General features: G+C 49.8%; 11 protein-coding genes. 6 read left to right on the top strand and 5 right to left on the bottom strand.

Annotation, left to right across the window (positions count from 1 at the left end; all coding sequences use genetic code 11):
• The first annotated feature begins 1 nt into the window (after position 1).
• Positions 2-1,330, top strand: a complete 1,329-nt coding sequence (locus OO017_RS08935; protein WP_266052135.1) for a RagB/SusD family nutrient uptake outer membrane protein — start codon at positions 2-4, stop codon at positions 1,328-1,330.
• 51 nt (positions 1,331-1,381) lie between these two features.
• On the opposite strand, the gene OO017_RS08930 is transcribed toward OO017_RS08935, so the two are convergent.
• The 4 genes from OO017_RS08930 to OO017_RS08915 all read right to left on the bottom strand — a co-directional run bounded on the left by OO017_RS08930 (position 1,382) and on the right by OO017_RS08915 (position 5,716).
• On the bottom strand, positions 1,382-1,825 hold the full coding sequence (locus tag OO017_RS08930; RefSeq protein WP_266052134.1) for a putative signal transducing protein: 444 nt from the start codon (positions 1,823-1,825) through the stop codon (positions 1,382-1,384).
• An 8-nt stretch (positions 1,826-1,833) separates the two neighbouring features.
• A complete protein-coding gene (locus OO017_RS08925) occupies positions 1,834-2,058 on the bottom strand; it encodes a CDGSH iron-sulfur domain-containing protein (protein WP_266052133.1) in 225 nt (74 codons plus the stop codon).
• Positions 2,059-2,203: 145 nt separating this feature from the next.
• On the bottom strand, positions 2,204-3,010 hold the full coding sequence (locus OO017_RS08920; RefSeq protein WP_266052132.1) for a hypothetical protein: 807 nt from the start codon (positions 3,008-3,010) through the stop codon (positions 2,204-2,206).
• A gap of 264 nt (positions 3,011-3,274) precedes the next feature.
• On the bottom strand, positions 3,275-5,716 hold the full coding sequence (locus OO017_RS08915) for a GAF domain-containing protein (RefSeq protein WP_266052131.1): 2,442 nt from the start codon (positions 5,714-5,716) through the stop codon (positions 3,275-3,277).
• A gap of 236 nt (positions 5,717-5,952) precedes the next feature.
• Between OO017_RS08915 and OO017_RS08910 the strand changes: the two genes are divergently transcribed.
• Positions 5,953-6,582, top strand: a complete 630-nt coding sequence (locus OO017_RS08910; protein ID WP_266052130.1) for a hypothetical protein — start codon at positions 5,953-5,955, stop codon at positions 6,580-6,582.
• Positions 6,583-6,660: 78 nt separating this feature from the next.
• Here OO017_RS08910 and OO017_RS08905 read toward each other — a convergent pair whose 3' ends face one another.
• Complete coding sequence (locus OO017_RS08905; protein WP_266052129.1) at positions 6,661-6,837, bottom strand: hypothetical protein; 177 nt, start codon at positions 6,835-6,837, stop codon at positions 6,661-6,663.
• 677 nt (positions 6,838-7,514) lie between these two features.
• Between OO017_RS08905 and OO017_RS08900 the strand changes: the two genes are divergently transcribed.
• From OO017_RS08900 to OO017_RS08885, 4 genes are all read left to right on the top strand, one after another.
• Positions 7,515-10,670 (top strand): SusC/RagA family TonB-linked outer membrane protein, encoded by a 3,156-nt coding sequence (locus tag OO017_RS08900; RefSeq protein ID WP_266052128.1) that lies wholly within the window; start codon positions 7,515-7,517, stop codon positions 10,668-10,670.
• A gap of 53 nt (positions 10,671-10,723) precedes the next feature.
• A complete protein-coding gene (locus OO017_RS08895) occupies positions 10,724-12,253 on the top strand; it encodes a RagB/SusD family nutrient uptake outer membrane protein (RefSeq protein ID WP_266052127.1) in 1,530 nt (509 codons plus the stop codon).
• Positions 12,254-12,366: 113 nt separating this feature from the next.
• Positions 12,367-15,699, top strand: a complete 3,333-nt coding sequence (locus OO017_RS08890; protein ID WP_266052126.1) for a VCBS repeat-containing protein — start codon at positions 12,367-12,369, stop codon at positions 15,697-15,699.
• A gap of 174 nt (positions 15,700-15,873) precedes the next feature.
• Positions 15,874-19,209 (top strand): VCBS repeat-containing protein, encoded by a 3,336-nt coding sequence (locus OO017_RS08885; RefSeq protein WP_439651302.1) that lies wholly within the window; start codon positions 15,874-15,876, stop codon positions 19,207-19,209.
• The last annotated feature ends 24 nt before the right edge of the window (positions 19,210-19,233 follow it).

Raw genomic sequence — 19,233 nt, 5'->3', positions numbered from 1 at the left:
CATGAAGAATTATATAAAACAACTGAAATATAAGCCTGTGGTGGCGCTTTTGGCCATGGCGCTGGTGCTGCCATCTTGTGAGTTGGACGACATTCCGGATCCGAATAACCCCACCATTGAGTCGGTGAGGGAGAATGCCACCGTGGATGACCTGAACAATCTGGTTGTTGGCACTGAGTCAGGTATGCGCAATGTATTGGGTACTTACTATGATAATGTGGGGGTGATTGGGCGGGAGCACTACCGTTTCTCCGGTGCTGATCCGCGCTTTACCTCAGACCTGCTGGGGGCCGCCAACGCTGTGCTGGATAACAATACGTTTTATACCACCAACCCCTGGTCGGCACGCTACCGGGTAGTTAAAAACACGAACATCCTAATAGATGCGGCCACTAACACGGAGCTGATTACAGAAGAGCAGCGGCAGGGCTACCTGGGTTTTGCAAAGACTATAAAGGCGCACCAACTGCTGATGAACCTGACAATGATGAACGAGAACGGTATCCGCCTGGATGTGGAGGATCCGGATAACCTTGGGCCTATAGTGGATAAAGCCGCTGCCTTAACCGCGATATCGGGGCTGCTGGACGAGGCGGCAGACCATTTGCAGCAGGCAGGCACCGAGTTTGCTTTCCCGCTTTCCGAAGGATTTGAAGGTTTCAGTACCCCATCGGGTTTCCTGGAGTTTAACCGTGCCCTTGCTGCCCGGGTGGCCGTTTACCGGGAGAACTACGCCGAGGCCTTAACCTTGTTGCAGGCCTCCTTCTTTGACCTGGATGGCGCCTTCAGCAATGGCGTGTACTACGTGTTCAGTACGCAGCCCGGCGACCAGTTAAACCCACTATACTTTGCGCCGAATGCAGCAGGCGAGGTACGTATCGCGCATCCGAGTTATATTGAAGATATCGCTCCGAATGATGACCGGGCCTCTAAAGTATCGTTGCGGAATGCACCGGCGACGCAGAGTTTCCTGACCGGCAGGTATGATGTGGCCCTTTATGCCACCAACACCGATCCGGTGCCGATCATCCGCAATGAGGAGCTCATACTTATCTATGCGGAGGCAAACATCCAAACAGGTGATTTAGGTGAAGCCGTCAGGGCGTTGAATATTATCCGTACAGGCCATGGTTTGCAGCCTTACACCGGTCCTGTAACGGAGCAGGCGCTGATTAATGAGATGCTGGAGCAGCGCCGTTTCTCGTTATACTTTGAGGGCCACCGCTGGATAGACATGCGCCGCTACAACCGGTTGGGGCAGCTGCCGATAGACAGGGGAGGGGATGACGTGTGGGTGAGCTTCCCGATACCTTTTGCAGAGAATGTATAAGTATGATTGCTGCGTATAAATAAGAAAGGGAGCCTCGTGGGGCTCCCTTTCTTATTTCTTTTCCTTCCAGGTATGGCGGCAGTTATAGCAGGTATACTTCCGGCTCATAAACGGCACCGGAAAACCCAGCAGCAGGTAACTGAGGCCAAACACTGTTTTGTTATACTTTTCCTCGGCCACATTGTCGGAACCGCAGTTGGGGCAGGTGCGTGCCTCCGGGTGCTCCTGCATGGGCGGAGCCATCTCAATGGTGTCGTAATCAAACTCGCTGGCGCCCTCCTGTATGCGGCTAAGTATGGATTTGGCCTCCATCACATCGCCTTCGGTTACCTTTAGTTTAACACCGCCCACAGCCACAGAGTAAAAAGGCTGCACCCCCACAATGTGCTCGTCGCCAAGAAAGCAAAGTATACCCTCCGCCTCCAGGCGTCCTTTCAGTATGTGAGCCTCAGTAAGCTCGTTAAAGGTGGCAATGGTTACCAGGCGCTCAGCCATAGGTTGTGTTATTTTTTAGGCGGAAGATCAAAAGCCTCGGCGTTGTGCTCGAAGTGGCCTTTGTGGGAGCCGTCGCAGAATGGCTTGTTCTTAGACAGGCCGCAGCGGCAGATGGATACGAGCGTGCGCCCGCCCAAACCGTAGGTGTTACCGTCTTTATCTACTATCTCAAAGTCATCGCCCTCTACTCGCAGCGATCCGTTATTGTTTACCGTTATTTTCGTTTTTGCCATGGTGTTTCGTTGTTTTGTACCCAATATACTTAATTCTGTGGATATCTCTGCAATAACGAAGGCACATCACGGGCTGGTATAAAAAAACAGCAGCGGCCCCAGAACAATGCCCGGGGCCGCTGCTGCTAATGTAGCTTCTTCTGTATTAGTTGCTGTACAGGTACTTATACGTCTGGCGGTCGCCGTCTGGAGATACCACGGTTTGCGTAAGCGGGTAGCCACGCTCATCGTAAGTATACGAGTAGCTATACTTGTACGTCTTCTTGCTGTTGTGCACCACCGTAGATGTTGCCACCAGGTTGTTAGGGCTGCTGGCAGTGCCAGGCTCGGCTAAAGTATGAAACGGGTTCACGCTGGCGTCGAAAGAGTTGGTAGTGGTCGAGAACAGCTTAGCTTCGTTCTTATCGTCTATCACAAACTGCTTTTCCTGTATGTAGTTGCCGTTTGGTAATGCCTCATACGTGGTGTAGGACTTCAGCTTTCCCTGGTTATCTGTGTCTTTCCCTTCAAAAACAGATTTTTTCTCCAGCTTGTTATTCGTGTCGTATTCGTAGGTGGCGTAGGCGGTATACTCCAGTTTGCTGCCGCTGTAGTAGGCCATGCTGCTTTTGGTCAGTTCCCCGTTAGTGTTGTACGTGAAATTCTGCTCCGAAAGCAAAGTCTTGCTGTCGCCTGAGTAGGTGCTGCTCTTCAGTATTCGTCCTTTTGAGTCGCGCTCAAACTTCTCAAAGCTTGCCAGGTCGCCTGATTCCACATCAAAGTGGTTGATCTGGCTCAGCTGCTTGCCGGCAAAGTTGTAAGAACTTACTTCTGCAGAGTCTGCCAGAATGTGGGAGATCATTCCCTGCTCCAGCTCGGGCTGGATTGATTCATTTTCCTGCTTGTCGCAAGAGCTAAACGCCACCACACCTAACATCAGCATAGCAGGCATAAATTTGTTTCTCAGTTTCATTGGGCTAAAAGTTGATTTGATGAAACAACACTTGCCGGCAGCCTGTGCCTTGCAAGTCCCCCTGAGAACGCAATCCTTTTTTAAAAAATTGCACTTGTCGTGAATAAATATTTCAGGCCTTGTGAGTTGATTAGAGTGATGATGTGTTTAAGTTGTTGATATATAGTGTATTTGTGTGTGTTAGAGTGCTGGTTTAGGCAATGGTAAAAAGTTGAAATTATTTGTTAAATATGATATTATGAATATTTTATACTTGCATTTTCCCTAGTTCAGGCTGGCGGACTGCGCTATGCTCAGTAGTTCGTCGCCGGCATCGATGTTGTGGCGCAGCTCTTCTTGCAGGTTAATGGATACACGTATCGCTTTCAGGCCCTGCACCCCCTGCAAATCCTCCACCTCCAGGTGCTCCACCTCTTCCCTGATGTATCCTTCCGACTGCAGAAACTCCAGGTATCGCATGTACTCCTGCTTGGCTTTTTGCTGGGTATACACAATCGCGATCTTGCCGGGCTGCGTCAGGCGTTCTTCGGTGCCGCGCACATTGGCCTTGTCTATGCGCTTCTTTATGATCTCGTAACTGATATTGTTGGCGCCCTCAATGTCAAACTTTTTCTCGTCCAGCCTGTACCGGATAGAGATTGCGTCGGAGTGCACCAGTATAAGCTGCGTGATCTCCAGCGGCAGCTTCAGGCTGGCGCGCAGTTTCTGTATGCGGCGGGCGATCTCGCAGGTCAGCATGAGCTGCCACAGGCGCATGTTCTTCAGGTAAATCGGCTGAAAGTCGCCGGAGCTCAGCAGCGAGGCCCCTATGTAAATGTTATACTCTACACCATCGGTTTTGTACTTCTCGAAATAATGGGGGAAGATCTGCTGTGCCTTCTCCTCCTCCCGGTCCAGGAAACTGGAGATGGTTTCGTTGATCATGAACAGGCTTTCCTCGTAGGCGCGGCGCTTGTTATACACTGCCTTGTAGGGGTTGTTGATGGCCGTGCGGTATCCCTGTATTGCCTGCTCCGCGGTCGGTTCTTTTCTCAGGAAGTAATCGAAAAGCGGCTCTATCTCAGCGCGCAGAAAATCAAGTATGACTACCTCATCGCCTGAACTCAGTTCGTGCAGAATGCCTTGTGAGAGGTTATCTATCTTAAACATCAGCTCGTCGAGTATGGGCAGGGGCATCTTGTCTTTCACGGCAAGTATAACTTCCTTTGCCAGCACCAGCTGTTCCAGCATGTCGCCCTGTATGGCCTTGTTGCGCTCCGTGGCCGAGCTGCGGATATCAGAAGAGCCGTAGAGCGGGAAAATCTCGCGGAATATGATCGGCTCGATCTCCGGGCTGTTGTTGCGCTCCATTTTCTCGAGCAGGTTGATGGCTGCCTGCGTAAAGCGCCACTCTACAATGGGGTGTATGGCTGTATACTTCTCTTTAATGATGCTCTGTATGCTGCTGCGCAATTCTTCCAGGCTGCGGTTCATGGCCAGGGCAAACAGCGGCAGTATCTCTTTAAGCTTGATGGTGGACAAAGCGTTCAGCTCGCCGGGGATGGGAGAGGCCAGCTCCATCAGACCGATGGTGGTTCCCTCGTACTGCAGCGGCGCTATGATAAGGTTGCGCAGACCCATTTCCAGCAGTTTCTGCTCCATGCGCGTGGGGTGTGGCAGCACTTTTAGGTCCTCCACCACTACAGTGTTTCCCTGGGCCAGCACGGGTTCATAAATAGATCCCTTTAAGTCGCTTAGCGATAATTCACAGTCCTGTGTCAGAATGAGGCCGCTCCAGATGCGGCGGGCGTAGCTGGTGTCAAACTCGCGCAGGTTGGGGCAGGAGGCAAACCCAAGCTGTATGCCGGGCAGGCCGAAAAGCACACGCAGCTTTTCCTGCAGGCTCATAAAGCCTTCCTCAGAGCTCACAGAGTCTTTGTCCAGCAAGTCGTAGCGCAGGGAGGAGATCGTTTCCTCCATGGTTACATCGGTAAAATCGAAGATGGCGAAGCCGCTGAACTCGAAGTTTTCCGGGGGGAGCATCTGCATCCACAGGTCCAGGTTGTTGTAGCGGTTTATCAGGAAATTGATCTGCTGGGGCTTCAGCGGTTTTACCTCGCTTTTGGCCTTCACCTCCATAAACTTAAGGTCTACATCTACTTTGTAGTGGCGCGGCAGCCCTGTAAACTTATCGTGCACAGTAAACACAAAAGGCTCATCTATTACAAAGTTAGCCTTGTAAAACTTGCCCAGAATAATGGTATAAGCTTGCAGAATGAGGCGGAAAAGCAGTGTTTTGCGGTCCAGGTCCAGTTTTTCAGAAGAGTCTTCGCTTTCCAGCAGCTCCAGCTCCTCCAATTTTGGCGTAGCGTAAAAGCTTTGGAACCGGAAAGGTACGGCCACAGCCTTGAGGTCATTCTCCCACAACGCCCCTGGAAAAATGTCTTCCATCAGCACATCAACCGTGTCTATGTATTTATCTATAACCGATACATCCTGTATAGAGCCCATCAGCTCTGGCGTGCTGCGTAGCAGGTTTATAAGGTCACGGATTCGGTCGGCGTTGCAGCTTGGGTCATGCTTTACTTTATCCTCCCAATACGAGATAAGCGGGCCCAGGCTAAGCGTTGTCTTGAACGGAAAATCGTTCACGCTCAGCTTTACGTCATCGCTGCTGCTTATGGAGACTACTGTCTCGTGAAAGTTGCCTTTAGGGTTTTTACTCATAAACTGTGTTGTTGCCACACGTGTATGGCTGTAAAGTATAGTTGCTTAATAAGTATAAACGAGGTTTTTTTGTATAAGTATAGAACAGCCGACGCAGCTTGATGTTATGGTTTTGTTACCAGCCTTCCGGCCGGATTGCTTTTGCGGCAGAAATATTTCTCCGGTAAGGAATATAATTGTGGCACAATATTTACGGGAGTGGCTTGTTAAAGTTTATATTCTAATCACTGACTACTATGAAAGGACCTCTGAAATTATTGCTTACAGCCGCTATGGCCTTACTGACTTTTAGCATGGCACAGGCGCAGTCGCAACTGGAGCGCGACCTGGCTGACCTGCGTGCCTGGATGCAGAAGCGTAGTGGACAGGCCGATAGCACCTTGGCTGCCGAGTGGCCAACGGTAAAAAAAGAGTTTAAGGAGCTGACTTATAGCTTGGACAGTAACAGCAAGAAGCTTTCGGAGAAATCCAGGAGCGAGTACAACGATTATAAGCAGCGCTACGAAGCTTGGGAGGAACGGCATGAGAGCGAACTGGTAGACCTGGACGGGCGTGAGTTGGAGCGTTGGGAGCGAGAGATGGCTGGCACCACGAACATCAGCAAAGTGAAACCTGTGCACCTGCGCGATGCCTTTAACCGGGCACTGGAGTATACCCGCACCTATCGCCAGGACTGGAGCCTGCAAGACTGGGCTTACGCCGAGTTTGTGGTGGGGGAGCTGAACAACCGTAAATCTGAGGTGCTGGACCTGCTGAACACCGGTGATAAAATTAAGATCGCCGCCTTGCAGGTTGAGTTTGCTACCTTGAAAAAAAGCCGCGAAGCCAAAGACGCTTACGAGGACAGGAAGAAGGACAAGCGTTAGTTGTAAATCATATTTTAAAACGGGCAGCCCCGGCAGAAGTATAAACTGCCGGGACTGCCCGTTTTTATAAGCTTAAATTTAGATGGCGTTCTTGCCTTTTGTGCCGCCAGACTGCTCTTTGTTCTCGTTGCGGCCCTGGTTCGGGCTCTTGTTCTGCTGTTGGTCGCTTAGGTGGCGGTTCTCTTTTTTGTCGTCGGAGCTCTTGGCGTGCGGCTGGCTCTGCTTATTCAGGTTTTGATTATGTCCTTTTGTCATAGCTTTCATGTGTTTGGTAAAACAAACGTGTTGGTACATAATGGCTGAGAAGTAACCATGCAACACATTTTTATAAACGGCATTGCTACTGTTGAGTTGGCATTATAAGCGGCATTAATCAACGTAACAGCAGGGTTAACTCATGTGTTTTAATTTCATACAGGTTGGGATAGCCCCTGCCAGTTCTGTTTTCCCGTTTTTCTGAGAGCATGGCGTAACCTACTTGCTGGCTTGTGCTGGGGTAGGCTTTGGTGATTTTAGATGTTGTAATTCATACTTGTCTCTGTGGGGGTATGCAGGCGTTACCTGTATTTTTTTAGAGCATGGTAGAGTTTGGTGTGTGGTGTATGTGGTTGTTAATCTTGTGTTTAAACACTGAGTGAGTAATCATTATTTATAAGGTGTATTTTATATATTTATATAAAACTTTTTGTAGGTTTGTTAAGTATTTGCAGTAATACTATTGTTGGCAGAAGGAGAGAGGTTATACTTTAATGTAGCTTGGTTGGGGGCTTGCTATTGTAACATAACAATAAACGCCAGCTAATCTGCATGAGCATGAGTAGACTTTGAGTGTGTACTTGCAACATGTATGGCACACTTTGTACATAGATTTTAAGATACGCCAGTAAGCGTTCTGAATATAAATTTAAAGTGTTACTCCTTAAAGCCATAGTATGAGAAAAATCTACTTTACCCCCGGTGTGCTGTTCCAAGGCACGCCCTTAAGATGTCTGCCGCAGAAGAGGGTGCTCGCGGTATTATTGGCTTCCCTTTGTTTTTCCCAAGGTTATGCGCTGGCAGAAGTGCCAAACACGTTAAGCGATTTCTCTCTGGTGCAGCAGCAAAGGGTAGAGGTTAAAGGAAAAGTTACAGACAATACCGGTGCGGGTATACCTGGTGCCACTGTGCTTGTTAAAGGAACCACAATAGGTACTGCCACAGACGCAAACGGTAACTTCACGTTGAACGTGCCAGACCCTAACGGCACCCTGGTTATCTCCTTTTTAGGTTACCAGCGACAGGAAGTGCCGATCAATAACCAATCCGTTATTAACGTTACCATGGCTACCGATGCTAAAGCACTCGGAGAGGTAGTTGTTACGGGGTATGGCACACAGAAAAAGGCCGATGTTACCGGGGCAACTGCCACCGTTTCAGCAGAAGACCTGAACAATGGCGTTATTAACAACCCCATGCAGGCTGTGCAGGGTAAAGTGGCAGGTCTTAATATCGTTTCATCAGGCGGTGACCCAACCAACAACCGTCCTGCAATCCGCTTGAGAGGAACATCATCCCTGAGCGCCAACAGTGAACCGCTTATCGTTATTGACGGTGTGGCTGGAGCAGACCTGAATACGGTTGCGCCAGAAGATATTGCCTCCATGGACGTGCTGAAAGATGCCTCTGCAGCTGCCATTTATGGCTCAAGGGGCTCTAACGGAGTAATTATCATTACAACAAAACGTGGTCAGCCTGGCAAACCTACCGTAGAGGTGAGCAGCTACGTTGGCCTGGAAGAGGTTTCCAAAACCCTGGACTTCTTGTCACCGGATGAGTATGTTTCTAAACTGAGTGAACTTGGCCTGGACGTTTCAGCTAACGACTATGGGGCACGAACCGACTGGTTTGATGAGATAACCCGCAAGGCAATTAGCCAGAACTATAGCGTGGCTGTTTCAGGAGGCACGGATAACTTTAACTACCGCGGCTCGGTGGTATACCTCGATCAGCCAGGTATTGCCATCAATTCCGGTTTTGACCGCCTTAACTCGCGACTGAATCTGTCTCAAAAGGCTTTAGACGATAAACTGGAAATCCAGCTGTTGCTCTCTCAGCAGGTTAGTAACAAGAACTTTGTAGACTATTTCTCTTTCCTGACGGCTGGCAGGGTTAATCCTACCTTCCCGGTTTACAACGATAACGGCACCTACCTTCAGCCTGGGGTTGAAGGTTTTGATGAATTTAACGGTGCAAGAATACCAGGAGGTTTCGAAATCGAGAACCCGGTGGCCAGGATGCAGCAAATCACTAATGAGGCACGTGAAAAGCAAACGCTGGCTAACCTGAAAGTATACTTAGAGCCTGTGCAAGGGCTACGGTTAGGCGTAAACACCTCTGTAAACAATTTTAACAGCCTTAATGGCTTTTTCAGGCCAAGTACCTTTAAGGCAAACGGTAATAACATTGCCTATGCAAACCGTTCTCAAAGAGAGGTGATTGATAGGTTGATGGAGCTTACAGCCCAATATGAGAGGGAGTCAGGTGACCACCGATATACGTTGCTGGGTGGTTATACTTACCAAAAATTGTCAAACGAAGGATTTAGTGCTGGTAACAGCAGGTTCCCGAATGCCTTGGGGTATAACAACCTGGACGCTGGTAACGCCAACATAGATGATACAAACTCTACCAACAGAGAAGTTGGATCCTACAAGTCCGAAGCCATTCTCGTTGGCCTCATCGGCCGCCTTAACTACTCTTATAAAGACAAATATTTGCTAACCTCCAACATCCGGCGTGATGGCTCTTCACGCTTCGGTGAAAACAATCGCTGGGGATGGTTCCCTTCTGTTTCCGTGGGATGGCGCCTCATTGAGGAGGATTTTATGCAGGGAGTGTCTTTTATAGATGACCTGAAACTGCGTGTAGGTTATGGTGTGACAGGCAACCAGGAAGGTATTGCGGATTATGCTTCACGTCTGTTGTATGGCCCTGGGGGGTACTATTTTACTGACGGCGGCTTCCAGCGTGGCTATGCCTATAGCCAGAATGCTAACCCGGATCTAAAGTGGGAAACTTCTGCGATGACCAACATAGGTGTGGACTTTGCTTTCCTGGGTGGCCGTTTAAACGGATCTCTGGAGTTTTATAATAAGGATACAAAAGACCTGCTTTTTAACTACCCAATCGCTATAGGTACTAAATATGGCTCCGATCAATTAACAGCCGTTACGAACAGCATCCTGGCAAACGTAGGTGAGATCAACAACAAAGGAATTGAGCTTGCCCTGGATTATCTCGTGATGGACAAAGGGGACTTCCAGTGGAACACCAACCTTAACCTGGCACACAACAAGAACGAGATCATTTCCCTGAGTTCCGGAATCTTTGAATATGACCCAACCACGCCCAGAACATATGGAGGGTTTGGTAGCGGCCAGGGCGGTATTGCGCAGCCGGTGGTGCTGCAGGAAGGTAAACCTATTGGCCAATTCTACGGACCTGTTTTTGAAGGATTTGGCGTAAACGAAGATGGTAGCCCGAGATATATCTGGAAAGACTTAGGCGGCGGCGGCGATGACCCATTCGGTGTGGACCGCGATTATCTGGGCGATGCCAACCCAGACCTTACTTTTGGCTGGGGCAACAGTTTCTCATACAAAAGCTTCAGCTTTAACTTCCTGTTCAGGGGCGCTATAGGGCATCAGATCGTGAATGGACCTTATATTTACTCTGCTAACCCTAACCGTTTCCCTAGTAATAACGTGATCAGTGATGCCTTCTCAACCGGTATTCCGGAGGGCTTGTCACCCGCTTTCTCCAGCCTTTGGGTAGAGGATGCCGACTTTGTGCGCCTGGATAACTTCCGTTTGTCTTACCAGCTACCTGAGTTTTGGAAGTATATCAGCAACATGCAGGTTTACATCGCGGGTAACAACACATTTGTCATCACAGGCTACCGCGGCATTGACCCTGAGCCAAGGCTGGGAGCAACACGTGATATTTATGGTGGATCAGACATAGAAACAAACCTTTCCCCAGGAATTGAGCCGGTTACTTTTTACCCAAGAACGCGATCCTTCTCATTCGGAGTTTCTTTAACGCTTTAGAAGCTACTCCATTACAATGTTTTAGAGATCAAGGTTAATTCAAGAGACTTCGTATGAAAAGATATACTATAAAAAAAGTGTTAACTGTTGCATCCCTGGCCGGTGTGCTGCTAGGTGTACAGGCATGTGAACTGGATGCAGAGGTGTTTGACCAGGCAGAAGCCAGCAAGTTTCCCTCAAATGAGGAAGAGTTTCTGTCTATCGTCGGGTCTACTTACGGACAGCTGCGAGGCTTCCTGGACCCGGTACTCGTACTGAACGAGGCCACCACAGATGAACTGGTGGTGCCAACCCGCGGCCCGGACTGGTACGACAACGGGTCATGGCAGCAAATGGCCAAGCATGAGTGGACTCCGGTGTCACCAGGGCAGATGAACGGCTCTTGGGAGTGGGCTTATGGTATTATTGCGTCAGCTAACATTAACCTGGCAGGCCTAAAAAACAATAACCTGGAAGTACAGGGAAAGGAAACCGTTGTCAGTGAAGTTAGGATGTTGCGTGCCTTCGCCTATTTTTGGTTGCTTGACATGTTCGGCAATGTTGCCATCCTGACCGAAGACACCCCTCCCGGAAACCCTCCTCAGAATACCCGGCAGGAAGTGTATGACTTTATTGAAAAGGAGATATTAGAATCTCTGCCAAACCTGAGAGAGGATGCTGGTTTGGCAACATACAGCCGCTTTACGCAAGGGGCTGCCAATACCCTTTTGGCTAAGCTTTATTTGAATGCCGAAGTGTATACAGGTACGCCACAGTGGCAGAAGGCCCTGGATGCTACCAATGCCGTGATAAACTCACCTGCTGGTTTTGCTCTTAATGATGATTATCTGGAAAACTTTGCGGTTAACAATGTGCGCATCGCAGACACCTACAAAGAGAATATATTCGTGATCCCGTACGACAAGGTATTGGCAGGTGGTATGAACATGCAAATGCGAACCCTGCACTATGCGCAGGGGGTAGTGTACGGATTGGCAGCCAGTCCTTGGAATGGTTTTGCAACCAGGGCAGAGTTCTACAATAAGTTCTCAGATACTGATAAACGGAAAGCCATGTGGTTGGCCGGCCCACAGTTGGATAACAGCGGACAAGTGATCACGTACACTGATGCTGTCGACAACAAAGAAAAGGACTTGGTTTTTACACCGGAGATATCTTCTCTCGAAAGAGCCCTTCAGAATGAGGGGGTGCGCAACGTGAAGTATGAAGTGCAACGTAATAACAGCCGCAACGACCAGGACAATGACTTAGTTGTTTTCCGCTATGCCGACGTACTTTTGATGAAAGCAGAGGCGCTGCTGCGCCTGGGTAATGCAGGAGAAGCATTGCTGCTGGTAAACGAGGTGCGCGAACGTGCTGATGTTGCTCCGCTCACATCCATAACACTGGATACGCTGTTGGAGGAACGCGGCAGAGAGTTGGCTTGGGAAGGCTGGCGAAGAAACGATCTGATCCGTTTTGGTAAGTATACAGGTAGCACCTGGCAGTTTAAAACTAACACGCAGCCGCACCGCATCCTGTTCCCAATTCCTGCACAGCAATTGTCCAATAACCCTAACCTAAAACAGAACCCGGGCTATTAACTAACACACTAAAGCTGTAAGCTTATTGGAAAGGAAGTAAGTTGTAGAACTTACTTCCTTTCTGTATATTAGAGTATGGTATTATATTATTACGTGTGAGCTTTTGTCGGGCAATGGTAAAAAGAATTAATCCTAAGGCAACACTTGGCCTCCTCCTTATCTTGTGCTTTGCCTGTAATAAGAAAACTCCACGGCAGGAAGCCACCCTGTTCGAGGAGCTCGCTGCTTCTGCCACTAACGTTGACTTCATCAACAATGTGGAAAGCAACGAGGAGATGAACATCTTTAACTACCGCAACTTCTACAATGGTGGTGGCGTGGCTATCGGTGATGTGAACAATGACGGCCTGCCGGATATTTACCTTACCTCGAACACAGGACAGAACAGGCTATACCTGAACAAGGGCGGTTTCAAGTTCGAGGATGTAACCGAGTTGGCAGGGGTAGGAGGCAACCAGGCCTGGAGTACAGGGGTGACCATGGCCGATGTGAACGGGGATGGACTGCTGGATATTTATGTCTGTAATGCAGGAGAGGTAAACGGTGATAACCGTAAAAACGAGCTTTTCATAAATAACGGTATCACCGGCCAGGGTATACCTTCTTTTTCCGAAAAAGCCACGGCTTATAGCCTGGATGATGAAGGCTTTTCTACGCACGCTACTTTCTTTGACTACGACCGGGATGGCGACCTGGATGTTTACCTGCTCAACAACAGTTCTTATCCGGTAAGTAGCTTAGGGTATACCAATCTCCGCACCAAACGCAACAGCCTGGGCGGCGACAAACTACTCCGCAACGACAACGGAATTTTTACTGATGTAAGTGAAGAGGCCGGGATATATGGCAGCCTGATCGGGTTCGGCCTGGGCATTACCATCGGAGATGTGAACAACGACAACTGGCTGGATATTTTCATCTCCAACGATTTCTACGAGCGGGATTACCTCTACATCAACAACCAGAACGGCACCTTCACAGAAGCCAGTAAAGAGTGGATGCCTCATGAAAGCCTTTCCTCGATGGGGGCGGATATAGCCGACCTCAACAACGACGAGTACCAGGATATCTTTGTAACGGATATGCTCCCTGGCAACGATGCCAGGCTGAAAAGAACCTCTACCTACGAGAACTATGATCTGCAGCAGCTAAAGCTGTCACGCGATTTTCATTACCAGTACATGCAGAACATGCTCCATCTCAACAATGGCGACAATACCTTTAGCGAGGTGGCCCGCCTGGCGGGGGTGCATGCTACCGACTGGAGCTGGGGCGCTTTGCTGTTCGATATGGACAACGACGGACTGAAAGACATCTTTGTGGCCAACGGGATTTACCAGGACCTGACGGACCAGGATTTTGTGAACTTTCTGGGCAACGAGGAAACGATGCGCAAAGCGGCAGAAGGAGGCGGCGGTTATAAGTATAATAAAGAGCTGATCTCCAAAATGACGTCCACGCCTATCCCGAACTATGCGTTCCAGAACAAGGGCAACCTGCAGTTTGAAAACCAGGCAAAGAACTGGGGCTTGGGCAAGCCGGGTTTCTCTAACGGCGCTGCCTACGGCGACCTGGATAACGACGGTGACCTGGATCTGGTTGTAAACAACGTGAACATGCCGGTGTCCATCTATAAAAACAATGCCTCTGAAAGGCTGGGCAACCACTTTCTGCGGGTGAAGCTAAAGGGGGGGCAAGCGAACCTGAATGGGATAGGGGCAAAAGTATACGTGTATCAGCCGGGTAAAACGGTATACCTGCAGCAAATGCCAAACCGCGGCTTCGAGTCGTCTGTAGACCTGACGCTCGTGTTCGGTTTAGGCAAAGAGGCTGTGATAGATTCTGTCCGGGTGATATGGCCGGACGATAACATGCAGGTGCTACAGCAGGTGAAGCCTGACCAGGATCTTATACTTGGTTACCAGCAGGCAGACAAACTGTACACTCCTGAAAAAAAGAACCCGGGCAAGCCATTCTATGATGCCACAGAGGCTGTAAAACTGGCTTATGCGCATCAGGAGAGCAATTTTGTGGACTATAACCGGGATGCACTGCTAAAACAGATGTTCTCTACTCAAGGGCCTGCGCTGGCCACGGGAGATGTAAATGGTGACGGACTGGACGATGTGTATGTAGGTGGTGCAGCAGGGGGCGACAAGAAGCTGTTCCTGCAGCAAAAGGATGGTACGTTTGTGGAGGCCGCCTCAGTTGTTTTTGAAGCGGACAGGGCTTCTGAGGATATAGCGGCGAAGTTCTTTGATGCCGACGGCGACCGTGACCTTGACCTGATGGTGGTGACAGGCAGCAATGAGTTTGTGGCTAACGCGCCTCAGTTGCTGGACAGGCTCTACATAAATGACGGGAAGGGGAATTTCAAAAAGGAGAACAGGTTGCCCAACCTGGAAACAAATGCCTCCTGTGTAGCCGCTGCAGACTTTGACCAGGACGGGGACATTGATCTGTTTATTGGGGGGCGCATGATTCCGGGAGGCTACGGGTATGCTCCGCCCAGCTACCTTTATGTGAACGATGGCACCGGTAATTTTAAAAACTACACCAAGCGGTATTTGCCCGCAAATGAGCTGGGCATGATCTCTGAAGCAGTATGGGTAGACCTGAACGGTGATACATACCCGGAGCTGGTAATGGTAGGAGATTGGATGCCTGTTACCGTGTTCGCGAATGAAAAAGGGCGAAGCCTAAAAAGTAAAACCGAGGTGCCAAACTCCTCCGGCTGGTGGAATACCATTAAAACAGCTGATGTAGATAACGACGGCGACACGGACTTTATACTTGGTAACTTAGGGCGTAACAGTCGTCTGGCAGCCAGTCAGAAGCAGCCCGTGGAGATGTATGTGCACGACTTTGAAGGGAATGGCACCGTTGAGCAGATCATCAACTGCTATGCTGAGGATGGCAAGGCGTACCCTATGATCCTGAAACAGGACCTGCAGAAGCAGGTGCCCAGCATCAAAAAGAAATTTGTAAAGCATGTGGATTATGCCGGTAAGCAGCTGCATGAGATACTGCCCGAGGAAGAGCTGAAAAAGGCAGTGGTCAGAAAGGTAGATAACCCAAACTCCTCCTTCCTGATTAACGACGGCAACATGAAATTTTCCCTGAAAGCGCTGCCGGTAGAGGTGCAGTTTTCCCCGATCCATGCCATCGAGACGCTTGATTACAACCAGGACGGACACCTGGACATTCTGCTGGCCGGAAATTTCCTGGATGTGCTGCCGGAACTGGGACAATATGACGCAAACTATGGCCTTGTGCTGCAGGGCAAAGGGAACGGCTTGTATGATGTAGTAAAGTCCAAAGAGTCAGGTTTCTTTACAAAGGGGCAGGTTCGGAGAATGGGGCAGGTGAGGAATGCGAAGGGGGAAGTATACTTTCTCCTGGGAAAGAATAACGATAAGCTGCAGGTTGTGAGCACCCGAAGGTAAGGTTTTGATTTTCAGTCAACCATGTGCGTGCGTTGGTTTAGTTAATCCGCTATTATGAAACACTTTTATACTTCATTTGTGAAGCTTTTACATCGGCAGCTGTTCTCCGCAAGTGTACTTGCTGGCGGGGTGGCCGCGGCCCTGTCTTTTTCTGGTTGCCAGAGCAAGGCAGCCATGGCGGAGCATGCCCTTTTTGAGGCCTTAGACGCTGCCCAAACGCAGGTAACCTTTATAAACAATGTTCAGGACACGGATAAACTGAACATCCTGAGTTACCTATACTTTTACAATGGTGGTGGGGTAGCCGCCGGCGACGTAAACAACGATGGTTTGGTTGATTTATACTTTGTATCGAACCAGGGCAAGAACAAGCTGTACCTGAACAAAGGTGGTTTTACGTTTGAGGACATCTCGGAGGAAGCCGGTGTGGAAGGCTTCTCAGACTGGCAAACAGGTGTTTCCATGGCTGATGTGAACGGCGATGGCCTGCTGGACATCTATGTAAGCGCCGTGAGCGACTACAAAGGGCTGGAGGGAGCGAACGAGCTGTACATCAACAACGGTGTAGGGGCAGACGGCAAGGTACGCTTCACAGAGGAATCCGCAGCCTATGGCCTCGATTTTACAGGCTTCTCTACCCAAGCCGCCTTTTTTGACTATGACCGAGATGGCGACCTGGATGTGTACCTGCTAAACCATGCCGTGCATACTTCCCGGAGCTATGACCGCGTGAGCGCCCGAAACCTGCGCAGCAACGAGGCTGGGGATATACTTTTCGAGAATCAGCTTATCTCATCTAGTGGCGAGGCCCCTGCAGGCAAGGCCACCAAGTTTAAAAACGTAAGCGACAAGGCTGGCATCTATGGCGCGGCAATGGGCTACGGCTTAGGGGTGGTGGTAGCAGACATGAACAACGATGGCTGGGATGATATTTACGTGTCCAATGATTTTCATGAAGACGACTACTATTATCTGAATAACGGCGACGGTACTTTTTCAGAGAGTGTGAAAGAGCATTTTCAGCATCTTAGCCGGTTCTCGATGGGCTGCGACGCCGCAGACATGAACAATGATGGCTACCCAGACCTGATGACCCTGGACATGTACCCGGAGGATGAACTGGTGGAGAAAACGTCGATGGGGGAAGATCCGATGGATATTTTCCTGTACAAGCTCCAGTTCGGCTACTTTAACCAGTATAGCCGTAACTGTCTGCAGCTTAGCCACTCCGGCGAGAAGTTCTCAGACATTGGCCTGATGGCCGGTGTTGCCGCTACCGACTGGAGTTGGAGCACCTTGCTGGCCGACTACGACAACGATGGCATAAAAGACATCTTCATCTCAAACGGCATTGTCCGGAGGCCGAACAACATGGACTACATCAAGTTCGCCTCCATGGACTCCATGCACTACGCCCCTCAAATCTCGAAGACCCTGGATCAGAAAGCTATCGCGATGATGCCTGACGGAAAAGTGCATAACTACCTGTACAAAGGCACGGAGAGGCTGCGCTTCGAGGATAAGTCCCTTGCCTGGGGCTTTGCTGAGCCAACCGTATCAAACGGGGCCGTGTACGCTGACTTGGACAATGACGGACACCTGGAGCTGATTACGAATAACATCAACCAGCCTGCCGGCATCTACAAAAACAAAGGAAGTGAGCTTAGCGGCAACAACTTCATCAAAGTTAAATTGAAGGGCGATAAGCTGAACACCTTTGGCTACGGGGCCAAGGTGTTGCTGAAAAGCAACGGAAACGTGCAGGTGCAGCAGCTGATGCCTGCCAGAGGGTTTATGTCATCGGTAGAGCCTGCCTTAAATTTTGGCATAGGCAAAGAGACAAGTATAGATACTCTGATAGTAATCTGGGGAAACCAGCAGGTTGAGCTGAAGGCCAACGTGAAGGCAAACACCACGCTGGTGCTGGAGGAGGCAGCGGCCCGGCAGGAGGCGAGCGTATACTACAGCAACTTTACACCAAAGTATAAACCGCTTTACGAAGACGCAACGGCATCCTTTGCCCTTAACTTCACGCATCAGGAGAACAACTACCTGGACTTCTACAGAGAAAGCCTGATTCCTTTCCAGACATCTACGGAGGGGCCAAAGCTGGCTGTTGCTGATGTGAACGGTGATGGGCTGGATGATTTTTACGTGGGAGGGGCCAAGTGGCAGGCCGGAAGCCTTTTTCTGCAGCAGGCAGACGGCAGTTTCACTTCCTCCAACGAGTCGCTCTTTAAGGCTGATTCTGTTTACGAAGATGTGGACGCGATCTTCTTCGACGCAAACAACGACCAGCACCCGGACCTCTATGTGGTGAGCGGTGGAAACGAATTCTACGGGCAGATGAAGGAGCAGTTTGACAGGCTTTACCTGAACGATGGCAACGGAAAGTTTACCAGGAGTAACGGTCTGCCCCCAATGTATGACAATAAAAGCTGCGTACGGCCTTTTGACTTCGACAAGGATGGGGACCTGGACCTGTTTGTAGGCGGCAGGGTACTCGGTTATCAGTACGGAAACTCCCCAGACTCTTACCTGCTCATAAACGATGGCAAAGGCAGGTTCTCTGACAAGACAGACCAACTGGCTCCGGAATTGCGCAAAACCGGCATGGTGACAGATGGTACCTGGTTTGACTATGATAAGGATGGGGATGCCGACCTTGTTGTAGTAGGGGACTGGATGCCGGTAACCTTGTTTGAGAACAAGGACAACCGCTTGGTTAAAGTTACCGAGAGCAATGTGCTGAGCCAGTTAGTCGGGTTTTGGCAGACCGTGAAGGCAGCTGACTTTGATAAGGACGGTGATGTAGACCTGGTACTTGGCAACCTCGGCACTAACACGAAGTTCAGAAAGAAAGAAGACACTGCTTTAAGGATGTATGTTAAGGATATTGACCATAACGAAAGTATAGACCATATCCTGGCTTACAAGGCGCATGAAAACTGGTACCCCGTAGCCACGAGAGATGAACTGGGGAAGCAGCTTCCGCTTATAAACAGGAAGTTCACGGACTATAAAGGCTATGCTGGTAAAACGGTAGAGGAGATTTTTGATGACGGGGAGTTAGAGGATGCCCGGTTACTGGAGGTGAATACCTTTGAGTCTGTTTACCTGGAGAACCTGGGGAAAGGCGCGTTTAAGAAGCATATTCTGCCGCGGCAGGCACAAATGTCTAAAGTGTTTGCATTTCATGTAGAGGATGTGAACCAGGATGGCAACCTTGATATTTTAGCGGGCGGCAACCTGCATGGCGTCAGTACTTACCAGGGCAGGTATGATGCCAGCTATGGTGTGCTGTTGGCAGGCGACGGCAAAGGGGGCTTCGCGGCCATACCTCCGGCCGAAAGCAGGTTTTTGCTGGCAGGGGAGGTGCGTGACATTAAAAAGCTGAAAACTTCCGGAGGGGAGTTTCTGCTGGTGGCCCGCAACAAGCTGCCTGTTCAGGTTCTTAAAAAGCTACACCAGGCACCTGCGGCACCCATAGCTTTGGGAAAGCCCCGCTAAAGAAACCTGCAAAGTATAAATGTT

It is taken from the genome of Pontibacter anaerobius, from assembly GCF_026241195.1.
GTDB lineage: Bacteria > Bacteroidota > Bacteroidia > Cytophagales > Hymenobacteraceae > Pontibacter > Pontibacter anaerobius.
This window is presented reverse-complemented; position numbering and strand designations above follow the sequence as displayed.

What these genes read in the sequence shown, in the direction of transcription:
- OO017_RS08910 (WP_266052130.1), top strand. Translation starts at nt 5,953, where the DNA reads ATGAAAGGACCTCTGAAATTATTGCTTACAGCCGCTATGGCCTTACTG.
- OO017_RS08920 (WP_266052132.1), bottom strand. Translation starts at nt 3,010, where the DNA reads ATGAAACTGAGAAACAAATTTATGCCTGCTATGCTGATGTTAGGTGTG.
- OO017_RS08915 (WP_266052131.1), bottom strand. Translation starts at nt 5,716, where the DNA reads ATGAGTAAAAACCCTAAAGGCAACTTTCACGAGACAGTAGTCTCCATA.
- OO017_RS08885 (WP_439651302.1), top strand. Translation starts at nt 15,874, where the DNA reads ATGGCGGAGCATGCCCTTTTTGAGGCCTTAGACGCTGCCCAAACGCAG.
- OO017_RS08900 (WP_266052128.1), top strand. Translation starts at nt 7,515, where the DNA reads ATGAGAAAAATCTACTTTACCCCCGGTGTGCTGTTCCAAGGCACGCCC.
- OO017_RS08930 (WP_266052134.1), bottom strand. Translation starts at nt 1,825, where the DNA reads ATGGCTGAGCGCCTGGTAACCATTGCCACCTTTAACGAGCTTACTGAG.
- OO017_RS08905 (WP_266052129.1), bottom strand. Translation starts at nt 6,837, where the DNA reads ATGACAAAAGGACATAATCAAAACCTGAATAAGCAGAGCCAGCCGCAC.
- OO017_RS08935 (WP_266052135.1), top strand. Translation starts at nt 2, where the DNA reads ATGAAGAATTATATAAAACAACTGAAATATAAGCCTGTGGTGGCGCTT.
- OO017_RS08925 (WP_266052133.1), bottom strand. Translation starts at nt 2,058, where the DNA reads ATGGCAAAAACGAAAATAACGGTAAACAATAACGGATCGCTGCGAGTA.
- OO017_RS08890 (WP_266052126.1), top strand. Translation starts at nt 12,367, where the DNA reads ATGGTAAAAAGAATTAATCCTAAGGCAACACTTGGCCTCCTCCTTATC.
- OO017_RS08895 (WP_266052127.1), top strand. Translation starts at nt 10,724, where the DNA reads ATGAAAAGATATACTATAAAAAAAGTGTTAACTGTTGCATCCCTGGCC.